Below are 13,134 nucleotides of genomic sequence, written 5' to 3' on the forward strand. Positions count from 1 at the left end.
CTGGGTGCGCCACACCCAGGAAGAGCCGCCCTTCCCCACCGGCACCTGCATCCGGAGAGTGGACGAACCGAAACGTTCTGGGTGGGTCGCGACGCGATCGTCGAGGGCCGGCTGTCGCGGCAGCCCTGGCAGGACGGCGGCTCGACCTTCGAGGCGAGCGTCCTGCTGGTCACGGGGGACACCGCAGCCATTGACCTTGTACGGCAGTTACCGATCACAGGCCGAGTCGACGGCGTGCAGTGATCCGAGGAGAGCGATCGCATCGGCGCTGGCGCCGCCGGCCGCCGGCGTGCCTACCAGAAGCTGCTGGCCAGGAGCATCACGCACGTCGAAGGCCTGGTACGTCAGCTCGACCCGGCCGATCCGGGGATGGACGAAGACCTTGTGGGCGCGCGCGAGACCGCCCACGGTCTGGTCATTCCACAGCGTCGCAAACTCATCGGATTCCGCCAGCAGTTCTGAGACGAGGTCCCGGATCTGCGGGTCGTCCGGGTAGCGGCCGGCGTTCAGCCGCAGCGCGTGGACCGTGGCTCCCGCGACCGTGGGCCACTGCAGGAACACCTTTCGGGCGTCGGGATGACCGAAGAGAACGCGCACCATGTTGTCGGTGCCTCTGAACGGCGACAGCAGCTCGGCCGCGATCACATTGGTCGCCAACACGGTGAAGGCAGGGCTGAGAACGTAGGCGGCTGAGGTGGGACACGCATCCAGGAGCTGCAGCAAGGCGGGGTGGACCTCGTCGCGAGAACGGTCCAAGGCCATGCCTGGACTCACACCCGCAAGACGGAAGAGGTGTCCGCGCGCATCGGCGTCCAGCCGCAGTGCCCGGCCGATCGCACTCACGACCTGACCCGAAGGACTGCGCTCGCGCCCCTGCTCCAGCCGGGCGTAGTAGTCGGCACTGACGCCGGCCAGTACGGCGACCTCCTCCCGGCGAAGACCCGCCACCCGGCGATTTCCCCCCGTCACCAAGCCCGTGGCATCAGGATCGACACGTGCCCGGCAGGCACGCAGGAAGTCGCCGAGAGGAGTCGACAAAGCAGGCATGATTTCACTCTACTTCCCCTGCTCACAGGTGCATCGACATGATCATTTACGGTTCTGTCGGGGCGCATGTCGGTGGCGAGGACGGCGCGGCCGCCACCCGCTGCCCGCTGACGAACGGCGGCTGGACGATGTCGCCGCCGGTCTCAGCAGACTTCTTGACGGCGGCGAACGCACCTTGCGCGTCCGCAGACTCGAAGAGGTCCATGGTCGGATCGACGGCACCGCGCGGAACGGCTGGGTAACCGCCTTTGGCGTCAGCCCGTCAAAACTCGTATGGTTACATCGGGAGGTGAGGTGACCGTGAGCGCGAACAGCAGAGTGGCCATTGCGTCCCACACGCTGGCCTGGATGGAACTCAACCGGCGTCTTGGCTCGGAGGTGGTCACCTCCGAGCAGATCGCCGAGAGCGTCAACACCAACCCGGTGGTCATCAGGCGGTCCCTCGGTGAGCTGCGCAAGGGCGGCCTGGTCGAGTCACGGCGGGGTACCGGTGCCGGCTGGTCGCTGACCCGCGACGCGGAGAGCATCACCTTGCTGGACGTGTACCAGGCCGTCCAGGCCGGCCCACTCCTCGGCCTGCACACCAGTCCGCCCAACCAGGATTGCCCGGTCGGTTTCGGCATCCAACCTGCTCTGGAACGGGTCTACGACGGCTTGGAGGAGGTGGTGCGTGACCGGCTGGCGCGGATCACCGTGGCGGACCTCCTTGCCGACATCCTCGCCCAGCAGAGCCGTGAGGGAGCGCCCGGATTCGCGCACCTCACGCCGGCGACCGAGTCCTGACGGACGCCCGAACCCGGGAGGCCGGCTGTCCGAGTCGTTGCGAGCCGCATCGGTCCGCCGTCCGCGTCCGCCATCGCGCGACGACGTAACCGTGGAGGCGGAGCCGGGTCAGTCGGTCCCGTCACCGTGGAACGCCTGGTCGACGATCAGGGTGTCCTCGTAAAGGTGCATACGGACGATCCGGCCGTCCTCGATCACCAGGTGCAGGGCGGCCGGCGTGGTGAACCTCTTGCCGCTGGCCGCGATGGTGTGGCTGAAGGTCGCCAACAGCATCACGTCACCGCCCTCGACGATGGTCCGCTCTCGCACGACCTGCGACTTGCCGGGTACGTAGTGCGGCCACATCGTCGTGAAGTACGGCGCGACGTCCTCGCGCCGTGTGCGGCGGCCGGTCCAGGGCAGACGGTCGCTGCCAGGAACATGCCAGTCGATCTCGGGCGCGAACAACTCCTGGATGCCGTCCTGGTCCTGTTGGCCGAGGCGATCGACGAACTGCTCGGCGACAGCGCGCGAAATATCAGTGTCGGTAGACATGGGTTCTGCCCCTTATGTGTATGTGGTGATGTCGTGGTGTGACAACGGGGTCGTTCGGAATCAGCCCTGGAAGAGGAAATGCTTGCCGCTCAGAGGGCCTTGGAGTTGCATGAGTGCACCGCCCTCGCGCAGGGCACCGAGGTCGATCGGCGCGAAGCCGAGGCCGCTGATCGTCCGTTTGAAGGCCGACTTGGCCGGTTCGTCGTCACCTGCCAGGAAGACGGCCTGGGCGCCCTCGCTGTGTCGGGGATCGGCGGCCATGTAGTCGGCGAACATGGCGTTGAAGGCCTTGATGAGCGTGACGCCGGGCAGCTGTTCGGCGACCCACTCGCTGCCGGTCAGCGGCGAGACGTCGGCGAAGCCGCGGTGGGGGTTGTATGCGGCGAATTGGTTGGTCATGTCGACCACTACGCGGCCGGTCCAGTCGTCGAGGCGGCGTCCGACGTCGGGCACCGCTTTGAAGGGGACGGCCAGTAGCACGAGATCGGCTGTCACCGCCTCCTCGAACTCCACGGCTGATGCGCCGGGGCCGATGGCGGCGACAGTGTCGCGCAGAGTGTCGGGACCGCGGCTGTTGCTCAGCAGTACCGGGTGTCCCGCCCGCACCGCGTGTGCGGCCACGGCTTGGACGGGCGCTCCCGCGCCGATCGTGCCGATGCTCTTGAACTGCATGGGAAGCATCTCCTTTTACGCTCGTACTTCCACTTACGCTCGTACGTCCACTGGGTTCGCATCCTCCTCAGGCCCGCCCAGTCCCTCGGCCCCGTCGTTGCCGTCATCTGGCCTTGTCGGGCGCTGTCTCTTCGGGGGCTGTCCTGTGACGCCGACCTGGTGACCCGGGAGCGGCGCCGGGACATGTGCTGGGACGGGCTGATACTTCAGTTCAGCTTGAGCAACGCGGTGCCGGAGCCGTTCGTCCGTGCGGCATCGATGGCGTCGCGCAGTTCTTCGAGCGGGTAGGCGGCGTGCACGGCGAGGAGTTCGGGATGCCGCGCGGCGAGTTCCAGGGCTGCTTCCCGGTCGGCGGCCCGGATGTCGGAGGGGCGGGTCGTCCAGCGGGAGATGCTCACCGCGCGTACCTTCAGTTCGCGCATGAGCAGGTCTGACGTGGTCAGTGCCCACGGTTGTCCTGCCAGATCCCCCCACACGACCAACGTGCCGGCGTCGGCGAGGAACGGCAGGATCTCCTGCACGAACGGTCCGCCGTGAGCGTCGGTGATCACCGGCACAGGCCTCCCGTCGATCAGTCTCGTCAGTTCCCGCTGCCACCCGTCGTCCCCGGAGACCACGACTGCGACGTCGGGGAAGTGGGTGCGGACCGTTGCCGCCGCCCGGCCGCTCCGCACGGCGGCGATGACCTCCCAGCCGCGGTCGACGGCTTGCCTGATGATGAGCTTGCCCACCGCTGACGCCGCCGCCGACACCACCAGGGGAACGTCGTCCGGAGCCGACGCAGCGGTCCGCAGCTCGTCGACCGCCCGCAGCACGTCACGTGACGTCACGGAGTTGACGAGCGCGATGCTCGCCACTTCGTCGCTCACCGTCTCCGGGACAATCACGGCAGCCTCGGCCGGCACGGTGACGCGCTCGGACCATGCTCCCGGCGCGGGGAACACCGCGACCCGGTCCCCGACACGCGGCGTCCGCACCGACTCACCCACTGCGGACACGACGCCCGCCGCCTCGGTGCCCAGTGCGCGTACCGAGACTCCGTCCGGCAGACCTCCGGGAGTGCCGACCAGGTCTCCCCGGTGCACGGGGGAGACGCTGACGGTCACCTGCACTTCTCCGACGCCTGGCGCGGGCGCCCCGGGAACATCTTCGACGCGCGCTACGACGGCCGCGTCGCCCGCCTCGCTGTACACCACACTGCGCATGACCCTCACCCTCCGAATGTAACAATAGTGGTTACGAAGCCGCTCGCCGGCCGCGCCACTCAGACCTGGTTCATGCCGCCGTCGACGTACAGCTCCGCGCCGGTCGTGAAGCTGCTCTGGTCCGAGGCGAGGAACAGCACGGAACTCGCGACTTCGTCCGGCCGGCCCATGCGGCCCAGCGGCACCTGAGCGGCCAGGTTCTCCTTGAGCTGTCCGGCCTGCTCCGTGTCAGGAGCGAGACCGGAGACTCCGGGGGTGTCGATCGGGCCCGGCGTGATGACGTTCACTCGGATGCGGCGGCCCCTGAGCTCGTTGGCCCAGGTCCGGGCGAAGGACCGTACGGCCGCCTTGGTCGCGGAGTGCACCCCGAACGCCTCTTCTCCGGTCGAGGCCGTGGTGGAGCCGGTGAGGATGACGGAGGCGCCCTCGTTGAGGAGTGGCAGAGCCTTCTGCACGGTGAAGAACAGACCGCGGACATTGACGCCGAAGGTCGTGTCGAAGTGCTCCGGAGTGGCGTCCTCCAGAGTGGCGAACTCGCCGCCGCCCGCGTTGGCGAACAGCACATCGATGCCTCGGCCGCTCCTGCCGAGGGTCTCGTAGAGCCGGTCCAGATGGGTGAGTTGGGAGATGTCTCCCTGGATTCCGACGGCGCCCGAGCCGATGTCGTGGACGGCGGTGTCCAGTTCGGGCTTGCGGCGCCCGGTGACATACACCTGTGCGCCCTCGGTGGCGAAGCGCTTGGCGGTGGCGAGTCCGATCCCGGTGGTTCCTCCGGTGACGACCGCCACCTTGCCGGTGAGCTGTGCCATGCCTTCCTCCACTGATTCGGTGATCAACCGGCCCGCGGGATGCGACCGGTTCCTCGATGTAACAATGATAGTTACATCGAGTGAGTGTCAAGCCGACCTTGCCCGGGCCGGTGGCTCGACTGCAGTGCCTCGGGCCATCGGCAAAGCGCCCGAGGCCGCGTGGTGGACAGCATCGGCACCTGTCGTGACGTGCTGGGACGCAGGTACAGCGACGAGCCGGCGTGCGGTCGCGGCGCCGCCTCCCGGCACGAGAACATCGGCGCCGAGCACAGCGTGGTGGCTCTGCCCGACCATGTCCTCACCCGAGTGGGGAAGACGGACCTTCTGGGCGGGCTGTCCGCTGATCCGCCGGGCGCCCCCTCAGGCCGGCACGGTGAGCGTCATGTTCAGGACAGGCAGTTCGACCCGACCCCGGACATCGGCATACCAGCGCCAGTGGGCGCCGTCGACCTCGCCGCACACCAGGCCGGTCCAGCCTGCTGCGCACAGCGCGGCCAGTTCGGCGGCCTCCCGCTCGCTCGGCGTTCCCGCGAGGACGACCACGCCGCCGACCGGACGGCGTACGCCGGCCCCGACCCTGATGCCCCCGGACCGGACCGGGCCGGGACGTGGTCGGGGCCGGTCGGGACGGGAGCCTGGCGCCGCACCAGACCTCTGGGTACGGCGAAGGACGGTCCCTGTGAACCGTCCCGCAGTGCGATCACCGGCAGCCCGGGACGGCTGCGGGCAATCTCCGCCAGCAGGTTCTGCACCACGTCGCGGGCCACCGCTCCATCCCCGCTCACGCTCAGCACGCCGTCCAGCCGGCTCAGGTCCACGAACACCGGCTGCTGCCCGTCGTCCGTGCCCACCCGAGCCAGGCACGGCACGCCGGCGTCCCGCCCGGCAGCGGCCGCGGACGAGGCGCCGGGACGATCGTGTGCATCGGCCGGGCGCCGCCAACGCGTGTCGTCCAGCCGTTCCCACGGCGTGTCGAGGCTGTCCGATGCCGGGAGCCATGCGATCCGTGGTCGTTCGCCACCGACAGCGCGTGCACTGATGGCTGCGGGCCCCAAGGCGTCGCCGCGCATTCATCGAGCACCCGGTAGGCGCGGTGCGCGGACGTGGCGTCGGCGGCGAAGGCGCGGCCGAGAGCCTGCCGGGCGGCGAGCCTACGGCGCGCTGCCGGGCCGGTTCGCCCAGCTGCCGTACCGCCCGCCCCACCGCAGCCACGCCTCGGCCGACGGAGCGTCGTCCGACGATCGCGGCCGTGACCAGGGCGACCAGTACGGCACCGATCGCGGCAATCACAGCGGGCAGCGGCAGGCTCAGTGCGGAGGTCCCGGACCCGGGGGCTCCGTCGCCGGCAGTCGGCGAACCTTTGGGCTCCGGCTCGGCGCCGCCGTCCTGCGCGCTGTCCCTGGCCAGCTGCACGCCTGGACCTGCCGCGTCCTGCGGCAGGCGCAGGATCCAGCCCGGATGCAAGGTGTCGGACAGGGCGTTCAGGGCGCTGCCGTCCGGCTGGACCCGACCTCGGTTGAGGTCGAAGATCTCAACCGAGCGCGACGTTTCGCCGAGCGTCGCCTCTGCGAGGGACCGGAGCGTGTCGGGCGGCCCGCCCGTCTGCGCAGGGTCGGTCACTACGAACACCTACCTGCCCCACAGCGCAGGCGGATCCGGGTGACCGAACCCACCGCGCCACCCGGATCCCCTGCAGGGCCACCCCCGCCGCCCGTCCGTACGCCGCTACGACCAGCGCATCCCGATCGCGGACAGCTGCTCCACCCGCTCCGGCGACAGCGTGGCGGCCCTGCTCCGCTGGTTCCCGATCCATGCACCGAGCCGGAGCTGCCGCTCCTCCTGGTCCTCCAGGACATCCTGAGCGAGGAGAAGTGGCAGAAGCGGCTCACCGACGCCGAGCGGTGAGCCCTGTCCCCGCTGTTCTGGCCCCATGTGAACCCCTCTGGCCGGTTCGAGCTGGACATGAACTCCCACCTCGAATTGGCCGCAGCCGCGGCGGCGGCCAGGATGCCCGTCCCCCGCCCCGCGCCCGGAGTGCCCACTGCCCAGTCGGCGGGCGGCTGGGCAGGCTCGGTCTGAACGACCGCCCGGCTCTCCTCGCTCCGGTACGACCGCATCAACTTCCTGGGCCGCCACTCCTACCCCCGGCCTCCGGCACCGGGCCTGCGGCAGTGGCGCGACCCGACCGCATGGCACAGGTGATCCGGCATGTCAGGGGATCTGGGCCTCGATGTAGGCGAGTTGGGCGGCGAGGATCTCTTCGAATCCGGCGCGGCGGTCTGCTCCAAGGGGGCGGATGTCGCGGGCGAAGTGGGCCAGGGCGGGGAAGCGTTCGGGGTCGGCGCCGAGCACCGCGACACGGAACTGCTCCATGCCCTGTTCGTACTCCTTGGGGGTGATGGTGCTGATTCCGGCCTCGGAGGCGATCAGCGCGGCGAGGAGGATCACGATGCGGTGGTATCGCACCGGGACCTCCTCGTCGGGCAGGCCGGACGCGCGCAGGGCCTGCAGCAGCTCCTCCATGACCAATCGGGATCCGGTGCCACCGGACCCGTAGCGTCCCCACACCGCGGCGAGTTGGGGTTGCTCGCCGAAGGCCTCGCGCAGGTGCAAGGCCAGGGCGGTGACGCGCTGCCTCCAGTCGCCCTCGGGGCGGTAGCCGTCCATGGCGGCCAGCAGGATCCGGTCGGCAACCGCGCGCAGCAGTTCGGTCTTGTTGCGGAAGTGCCGGTAGAGGCTGGAGGAGTCGGTCCCGAGCGCTGCGGCGAGTTTGCGCACGCTGAACGACTCGGCGTCGCTCGTGCGCAGCAGTTCCGCCGCCGTGTCCAGGATCTCCTCGGTCGACCATCGCCTTCGGCCAGTCATCTCGCCCCTCTCGTCCGGACTCAGCTTACCTATGCACTTGCTGATGCACGCACTGCGTGCATAATGAGGTCAACGCACTGGCCGGCCACAACGACACACCCTGCATCCGGCCGGGAGGGGAGAAGGACGCATGAGCGAGACCACTACCGCGACCCGGCCGCCGGAGCCGGACTTCTCGGCGATCACGACCGAGGAACTGCGCGCCTACCGCGACGCGGAGAACCGCTTCCGGGCCTCCAGCGCGGCGCGGACGATCCTCGGAGAGCCGGACACCGGCGCCGCGATCGTCTGGCAGGAGGTCGCGCTGCCCGGCCGCGACGTACCGGTCCGCGTCTACCGGCCGGCCCCGACGGGAGACGACGAAGCCGCAACCCGTACCGACCTGCCACTCGTGGTCCATGTCCACGGAGGCGGCTTCGTGGGCACGGCGGTGCAGTGCGACTGGACCAACAGCCACCTCGCCGCGGGGCTACCCGCCCTCGTCGTCTCTGTCGAGCACCGCCTCCTCGCCCCGGACAGCCCGCTCGCGAACGCCGCCGACGACGGCTGGGACGTGCTCCAGCACGTGGTGCGACACGCAGCGCAGTGGGGCGTCGACCCGGCGCGCACGGCCGTCTTCGGTGAGAGCTGCGGCGCACTGATCAGCGCGCTGACGGCCATCCGGGCCAGGGAGGCCGGCCTGGAACTCAAGGCGCAGGTACTGGTCAACCCCGCAGTCGACGTGACCGAGACGATGTTCGACTACCCCTCGATCGCCGAGTACGCGTACAACCCGACCCGGGCCCTGCCGCAACTGCGGCTCATCCAGCGGTTCGCCGTCCCGCCGGGAGCCGACACCAGCGCAGTCTCGCCGCTGTACGCGGACGACCTGAGCGGGCTCGCCCCGGCGCTCGTGGTGGTGCCCACCCAGGACGCGGTCGCCGACCACGGCCGCCGCTATGCGGAGCAGCTGCGCGAGGCAGGGACTTCCGTGCGGCTCACTGAATACCCGGGAGCGCGACATGCGTTCCTCACCCTGCCCGGCCTGGAACCACAGGCCGAGGCCGCCCAGGCGGAGATCCTCGCGTACCTCCGCGCGGCTCTGGCGAAGTGACGGAGGAACGATGCACCCCACCCTCGAACAAGACGGCCCGGCGGTCCCCCGACTCGGCCTCGGCTGCATGAGCATGACCGGCACCTACGGCCCCACCGACCCGCACGAGGCCGCAGCCACCCTGCTGGAGGCCCTCGATTCGGGCGTGACCCTGTTCGACACCGGCGACTTCTACGGCGACGGAGCAAACGAGGAACTCCTCGGTCGGACCCTCGCACCGCACCGCGACCGCGTCGTGCTGGCCACCAAGACCGGAGTCCGGCGCACCGCCGAGGGCCTGGTGCCCGCCGGCTCACCCAACGATCTGCGGCGCGCCTGCGAAGCGTCGTTGCGACGGCTGCGCACCGAACACATCGACGTGTACTACCTCGCCCGCATCGACCCCGCCGTCCCCGTCGAGGAGTCCGTCGGCGCCCTGGCCGACCTGGTCGCCCAGGGCAAGGTGGGCCACATCGGCCTGTCCGAAGTCTCGGCCGCCACCCTCCGCCGCGCCCACGCCGTCCATCCGATCAGCGCCGTCCAGACCGAGTACTCGCTGTGGGAACGCCATGTCGAAATTGACATCCTGCCCACGATCCGCAGTCTCGGCGCCACCCTGATCGCCTACAGCCCTCTCGGCCGCGGCCTGCTGACCGGGGCCGTCCGCGCCACCACGCGCTACGAACCCGGCGACTTCCGCGCCACCGCTCCCCGGTACAACGGCGACGACCTCAAGGCCAATCTCGCCATCGTCGACGCCATCACCCACCTCGCCGCCGCCAAGAGCGCCACCCCCGCCCAGATCGCCCTCGCCTGGCTCCTCACCCGCGGCGGCGACGTCATCCCCATCCCCGGCAGCTCCCGCCGCCCCCACCTGCGCGACAACCTGGCCGCCCTCGACCTGCACCTGACCGCCACCGACCTCGGCGACATCGACGCCGCCGTCCCCGACGCAGGGGCCCAGGGGGCCCGGTACAGCGACCACGGCATCGCCCTGGTCGACCAATGAAGAGAACTGAAGAGAACTGACGAGAGAAGCACCCTGATGACGCAACCACCCCTTGGATGAGGGCGGCTCGCACAGCGATGTACGTGGGCCTTGCGCCCACTGCCCTCGCGACGATCGCCACGTACGTCGACCGCGGCACCACCCATCTGCCGGCCGATCACATCCGGGCCGGCTATCCCGACTACTCCCAGGCGCGGGTCGACTCGGCCGTCACCACCTACCTGGTCGTGTCGCCCGTCATCGGAGCGCTCGGCGTCCCTGGCTGGCTCACGGCGGCCTGGCCCTCAAGGCAGGCAAGCGGTGGGCCCGCCCCGTCGCGACCGTGATGTTAGTGCTCGGCGCCAGCGCCGGACTGGCCGGGCTGCCGACCAGGGACACCTCCGGCGCGACCGGACTGCCGCCGGAGATGGGCCGGGCCGGGATCATTCCCTGACTGGCGGGCGTTTTCGCGGTCACCTCGCTGTGGAGAAGAAGGCGACCGACGTGACGACGGCTCCGTTCGACTCCGCACGCAACCATCGCGACCGTACAGAGCCGCACCAACACGAGCCACGACCACCGCGCACCATGGAGGACGACACAGTGCAGCGAATCGGCATCATAGGAGTGGGCGAGATAGGCCGGGCCATCGTCGAGGGCCTGCGCAGCGGGAGCGGTGCGTCGCCGGAGGTCTTCCTCTCTCCCCGAGGAGCCCGCGTCGCCGCCGAACTGTCCAAGCGCTTCGAGGGCGTCCAGGTGTGCGCCGACAACCAGGAGGTGGTGGACCGCTCCGAGTTGGTGATCATTGCCGTGCGCCGCCAGGACCACCACGAGGCACTCGCCGGGCTGAAGGTGGACGACGACAAGGCCGTGGTCAACCTGATGGCCGGCGTCGCCATCGACGACCTGCGTCGAACCCTCGCCACCGGCGCTCCGATCGTCCGCGCCATCCCGCTGCCCGCCGTGCGTGAGCGTCGCTCCGTCACCGTGACCTGCCCCTCGCACCCGGTGGTGAACGCTCTCTTCGAACAGCTGGGCGGGGCGCTGCCCGTCGCCGACGAGGACGCCTTCAACGTCTTCTCCGCACTGACCGGGACCCTCACCGCCCACTACGCCTACCTCGCCACACTCACCTCGTGGGCCACCGGCCACGGCATCGCCCCCGACGCCGCCGACCGGTATGTGCGCGGCCTCTTCCAGAACGTCGGCCGCTCACTGAATGACGAGAGCCGCCCTGTGCATCAGCTTGCCGCCGACCACGAGACGCCCAAAGGGAACAACGAGCGGATCCGCACCACGTGGTTCGATCCGGCCAATGCCGCAGCCCTCAAGGAGGCCCTGGACAGCCTCCTTTCCGATCTGAAGTAACAGGATACGCTCGCGGACCTGGCAAGCATCCGCATCGTGCGCTGTGTCGTCGATCCCGAACTCGCCCGCGTGCGCATCACCCGCCGAGCCGCCGAAATGCCTTGGCGCGCCGTTCACGCGGACGCCGTTCTGCTGCACCGCATCGCGGAGGGGAAACAGCCGATCGAGTCGTGGGTCCCGGTTTCGCTGGGCGTCCCCTGCCTGGTCGTGGACACCGCACAAGGCTCGAAGCCGCCCCTGGACCGGGTCGTCGAATTCGCCATGCTCAGGAGATCGCCCGCAGGCGGGCCGGGGTCGGTTGGGTGAGCTGGTCAAGGCGGGCAGCGGTGTCCTCGTCTGCGGGGAGCAGGACGAGGAGCTGCTGGGCGTCGGCGGTGAAGTCCAAGGTCTCGCGCAGCAGATGGAGTTCGGGCCCGGCCGGGTGCTGGAGGCGGAGTGGGCCGCGGCGGGGGACACGGTGGTTGCCCAGACGGCGGGTGAACTCGGGGCCTGCCACGGGGGCGAGTTCGGTGCTGAGCCACTCGGAGTTCTCGGCCGAGGGACCTGCTCGTCGGCGACCTCGTCGCAGTCGGGGAAGAGGGTGCGGGACCGGGGGTCGGTGAAGACGTAGCGGGTGAGGTTCGGAGCCGGGACGTCGAGCAGGCCGGCCGCGCCGAGGACGGCGGCGTAGCCGCTGGTGTGGGCGAGGATGTCGCCTAGGCGGTTGGTGACGGCGGCGACGCCCGGTTCGAGCAGGCGCAGGGTCTCGTGGACGGCCGGGCGGACATCGCGGGGCGGCGGGGCGGGCCGGGTGCGGCCGGCGCAGGCGCCGCCGGTGATCTTCGCGAGGTAGCGCAGGTGGCCGCGCTCGGCGGGGTCGATGCTGAGGGCGTCGGCGAGCGCGTGAACCACGGCCGGGGAGGGGTTGCGGTCGCGGCCCTGCTCCAGCCGGGTCAGGTACTCGACGCTGTTGCCGGCGCGGACGGCCAGGTCGGAGCGGCGCAGTCCGGGCGAGCGGCGGCGGCCGTGGTCGGGCAGGCCGAGCGTCTCGGGCTGGATGCTGTCGCGCTTGGCGTGGATGAAGCCCCCAGCGGTGTGCCCATGCGGCGAGCGTAGCGGTTGACGGCAGCACGGAGGGTGGCCCTGCGGGGGCCAGCCTGGGCACGGTCTGGTTGCGGCCGGCGGGCGGGCCGATGGTGGTGGCCATGGAGAAGAACACGCACAAGTTGGTGATCCTCGTCGGCAGCGTCCGGGAGGGCCGGTTCGGCCCGGTGGTGTCCTCGTGGGTGGCCGAACAGGCCATCGCGCACGGCGGGTTCGAGGCGGAGGTGGTCGACCTGGCCGTGGTGGACCTCCCGCTGGCCCTGCCCGCCGCCCCGCCGAAGTTCGCGGGCGCCGACTACCCCCGCCCGGCCGGGATGGCCGGGCTGACCGAGGCCCTGGAGGGCGCGGACGCCTTCCTGATCGTCACGCCGGAGTACAACCACAGCTACCCCGCCTCGCTGAAGGCCGCCATCGACTGGCACTTCACCCAGTGGACGGCCAGGCCGGTCGCCTTCGTGAGCTACGGCGGCGCGGCCGGCGGCCGGCACGCCGTGCTGCACCTGGAGAACGTGCTGACCGAGCTGCACGCGGTGACCATCCGGGACGGCCTGGCCTTCCCGAACTACTTCACCGCCTGGACGGACGGCCGCCCGGACGACCCGCAGGCGGCCGGCTACGCCAAGACCATGCTCGACCAACTGTCCTGGTGGGCAGACGCGTTGAAGCACGCGCGGGCCGCCGAACCGTACCCTGCGTGAGTGGGGACGC

General features: G+C 70.3%; 15 protein-coding genes and 2 pseudogenes. 7 read left to right on the top strand and 10 right to left on the bottom strand.

Annotated features, from left to right (window positions below):
* A pseudogene (locus AQI95_RS48495) lies at positions 1-243 on the top strand (hypothetical protein); the annotation flags it as partial.
* On the opposite strand, the gene AQI95_RS39050 reads toward AQI95_RS48495, so the two are convergent.
* On the bottom strand, positions 208-1,047 hold the full coding sequence (locus tag AQI95_RS39050) for a helix-turn-helix transcriptional regulator (RefSeq protein WP_067135436.1): 840 nt from the start codon (positions 1,045-1,047) through the stop codon (positions 208-210). The pseudogene AQI95_RS48495 and the gene AQI95_RS39050 sit on opposite strands and share 36 nt — an antisense overlap.
* Before the next feature lie 300 nt (positions 1,048-1,347).
* On the opposite strand from AQI95_RS39050, the gene AQI95_RS39055 reads away from it, so the two are divergent.
* On the top strand, positions 1,348-1,830 hold the full coding sequence (locus AQI95_RS39055) for an Rrf2 family transcriptional regulator (RefSeq protein WP_067135505.1): 483 nt from the start codon (positions 1,348-1,350) through the stop codon (positions 1,828-1,830).
* A gap of 108 nt (positions 1,831-1,938) precedes the next feature.
* Here the strand turns inward: AQI95_RS39055 and AQI95_RS39060 are convergent, their stop codons facing one another.
* The 7 genes from AQI95_RS39060 to AQI95_RS39090 all read right to left on the bottom strand — a co-directional run bounded on the left by AQI95_RS39060 (position 1,939) and on the right by AQI95_RS39090 (position 7,915).
* Complete coding sequence (locus AQI95_RS39060; RefSeq protein WP_067135438.1) at positions 1,939-2,364, bottom strand: nuclear transport factor 2 family protein; 426 nt, start codon at positions 2,362-2,364, stop codon at positions 1,939-1,941.
* A gap of 60 nt (positions 2,365-2,424) precedes the next feature.
* Positions 2,425-3,036, bottom strand: a complete 612-nt coding sequence (locus AQI95_RS39065) for an NADPH-dependent F420 reductase (protein ID WP_067135440.1) — start codon at positions 3,034-3,036, stop codon at positions 2,425-2,427.
* Between the two features lie 206 nt (positions 3,037-3,242).
* Complete coding sequence (locus AQI95_RS39070; protein WP_067135442.1) at positions 3,243-4,241, bottom strand: zinc-binding dehydrogenase; 999 nt, start codon at positions 4,239-4,241, stop codon at positions 3,243-3,245.
* A gap of 59 nt (positions 4,242-4,300) precedes the next feature.
* Positions 4,301-5,050 carry an SDR family oxidoreductase gene (locus tag AQI95_RS39075; RefSeq protein WP_067135444.1) on the bottom strand — a complete coding sequence of 250 codons (750 nt, stop codon included), beginning with the start codon at positions 5,048-5,050 and terminating at the stop codon, positions 4,301-4,303.
* 360 nt (positions 5,051-5,410) lie between these two features.
* Positions 5,411-5,593, bottom strand: coding sequence for a hypothetical protein (locus tag AQI95_RS39080; protein WP_067135446.1), 183 nt, complete (start codon positions 5,591-5,593; stop codon positions 5,411-5,413).
* A gap of 1,182 nt (positions 5,594-6,775) precedes the next feature.
* Positions 6,776-6,982 (bottom strand): helicase associated domain-containing protein, encoded by a 207-nt coding sequence (locus AQI95_RS49450; RefSeq protein ID WP_067135448.1) that lies wholly within the window; start codon positions 6,980-6,982, stop codon positions 6,776-6,778.
* A gap of 279 nt (positions 6,983-7,261) precedes the next feature.
* Positions 7,262-7,915: a TetR/AcrR family transcriptional regulator gene (locus AQI95_RS39090; protein WP_067135449.1), complete on the bottom strand. Its 654-nt coding sequence runs from the start codon at positions 7,913-7,915 to the stop codon at positions 7,262-7,264.
* A 130-nt stretch (positions 7,916-8,045) separates the two neighbouring features.
* On the opposite strand from AQI95_RS39090, the gene AQI95_RS39095 reads away from it, so the two are divergent.
* The 4 genes from AQI95_RS39095 (at position 8,046) to AQI95_RS39110 (ending at position 11,343) form a co-directional block, all read left to right on the top strand.
* Positions 8,046-9,008, top strand: a complete 963-nt coding sequence (locus tag AQI95_RS39095; protein ID WP_067135450.1) for an alpha/beta hydrolase — start codon at positions 8,046-8,048, stop codon at positions 9,006-9,008.
* Between the two features lie 10 nt (positions 9,009-9,018).
* Positions 9,019-9,996, top strand: coding sequence for an aldo/keto reductase (locus AQI95_RS39100; RefSeq protein ID WP_067135451.1), 978 nt, complete (start codon positions 9,019-9,021; stop codon positions 9,994-9,996).
* A gap of 83 nt (positions 9,997-10,079) precedes the next feature.
* Positions 10,080-10,322 (top strand): hypothetical protein, encoded by a 243-nt coding sequence (locus AQI95_RS48500; protein WP_244188994.1) that lies wholly within the window; start codon positions 10,080-10,082, stop codon positions 10,320-10,322.
* A 241-nt stretch (positions 10,323-10,563) separates the two neighbouring features.
* A complete protein-coding gene (locus AQI95_RS39110) occupies positions 10,564-11,343 on the top strand; it encodes an NAD(P)-binding domain-containing protein (protein WP_067135452.1) in 780 nt (259 codons plus the stop codon).
* Positions 11,344-11,608: 265 nt separating this feature from the next.
* On the opposite strand, the gene AQI95_RS50465 is transcribed toward AQI95_RS39110, so the two are convergent.
* Positions 11,609-11,839 carry an MmyB family transcriptional regulator gene (locus tag AQI95_RS50465; protein ID WP_425264959.1) on the bottom strand — a complete coding sequence of 77 codons (231 nt, stop codon included), beginning with the start codon at positions 11,837-11,839 and terminating at the stop codon, positions 11,609-11,611.
* 50 nt (positions 11,840-11,889) lie between these two features.
* A pseudogene (locus AQI95_RS50470) lies at positions 11,890-12,402 on the bottom strand (helix-turn-helix domain-containing protein); the annotation flags it as partial.
* A gap of 125 nt (positions 12,403-12,527) precedes the next feature.
* Here AQI95_RS50470 and AQI95_RS39130 point away from each other — a divergent pair.
* Positions 12,528-13,124 (top strand): NADPH-dependent FMN reductase, encoded by a 597-nt coding sequence (locus AQI95_RS39130; RefSeq protein ID WP_067135460.1) that lies wholly within the window; start codon positions 12,528-12,530, stop codon positions 13,122-13,124.
* The last annotated feature ends 10 nt before the right edge of the window (positions 13,125-13,134 follow it).

Origin of the sequence: Streptomyces yokosukanensis (assembly GCF_001514035.1) — a bacterium.
Classification (GTDB): Bacteria; Actinomycetota; Actinomycetes; order Streptomycetales; family Streptomycetaceae; genus Streptomyces; species Streptomyces yokosukanensis.

Bases quoted from the DNA above. Each gene is read 5' to 3' on its own strand.
- AQI95_RS39050 (WP_067135436.1), bottom strand. From the start codon at position 1,047: ATGCCTGCTTTGTCGACTCCTCTCGGCGACTTCCTGCGTGCCTGCCGG.
- AQI95_RS39060 (WP_067135438.1), bottom strand. From the start codon at position 2,364: ATGTCTACCGACACTGATATTTCGCGCGCTGTCGCCGAGCAGTTCGTC.
- AQI95_RS39065 (WP_067135440.1), bottom strand. From the start codon at position 3,036: ATGCAGTTCAAGAGCATCGGCACGATCGGCGCGGGAGCGCCCGTCCAA.
- AQI95_RS39070 (WP_067135442.1), bottom strand. From the start codon at position 4,241: ATGCGCAGTGTGGTGTACAGCGAGGCGGGCGACGCGGCCGTCGTAGCG.
- AQI95_RS39075 (WP_067135444.1), bottom strand. From the start codon at position 5,050: ATGGCACAGCTCACCGGCAAGGTGGCGGTCGTCACCGGAGGAACCACC.
- AQI95_RS49450 (WP_067135448.1), bottom strand. From the start codon at position 6,982: ATGGGGCCAGAACAGCGGGGACAGGGCTCACCGCTCGGCGTCGGTGAG.
- AQI95_RS39090 (WP_067135449.1), bottom strand. From the start codon at position 7,915: ATGACTGGCCGAAGGCGATGGTCGACCGAGGAGATCCTGGACACGGCG.
- AQI95_RS39095 (WP_067135450.1), top strand. From the start codon at position 8,046: ATGAGCGAGACCACTACCGCGACCCGGCCGCCGGAGCCGGACTTCTCG.
- AQI95_RS39100 (WP_067135451.1), top strand. From the start codon at position 9,019: ATGCACCCCACCCTCGAACAAGACGGCCCGGCGGTCCCCCGACTCGGC.
- AQI95_RS39110 (WP_067135452.1), top strand. From the start codon at position 10,564: ATGGAGGACGACACAGTGCAGCGAATCGGCATCATAGGAGTGGGCGAG.
- AQI95_RS39130 (WP_067135460.1), top strand. From the start codon at position 12,528: ATGGAGAAGAACACGCACAAGTTGGTGATCCTCGTCGGCAGCGTCCGG.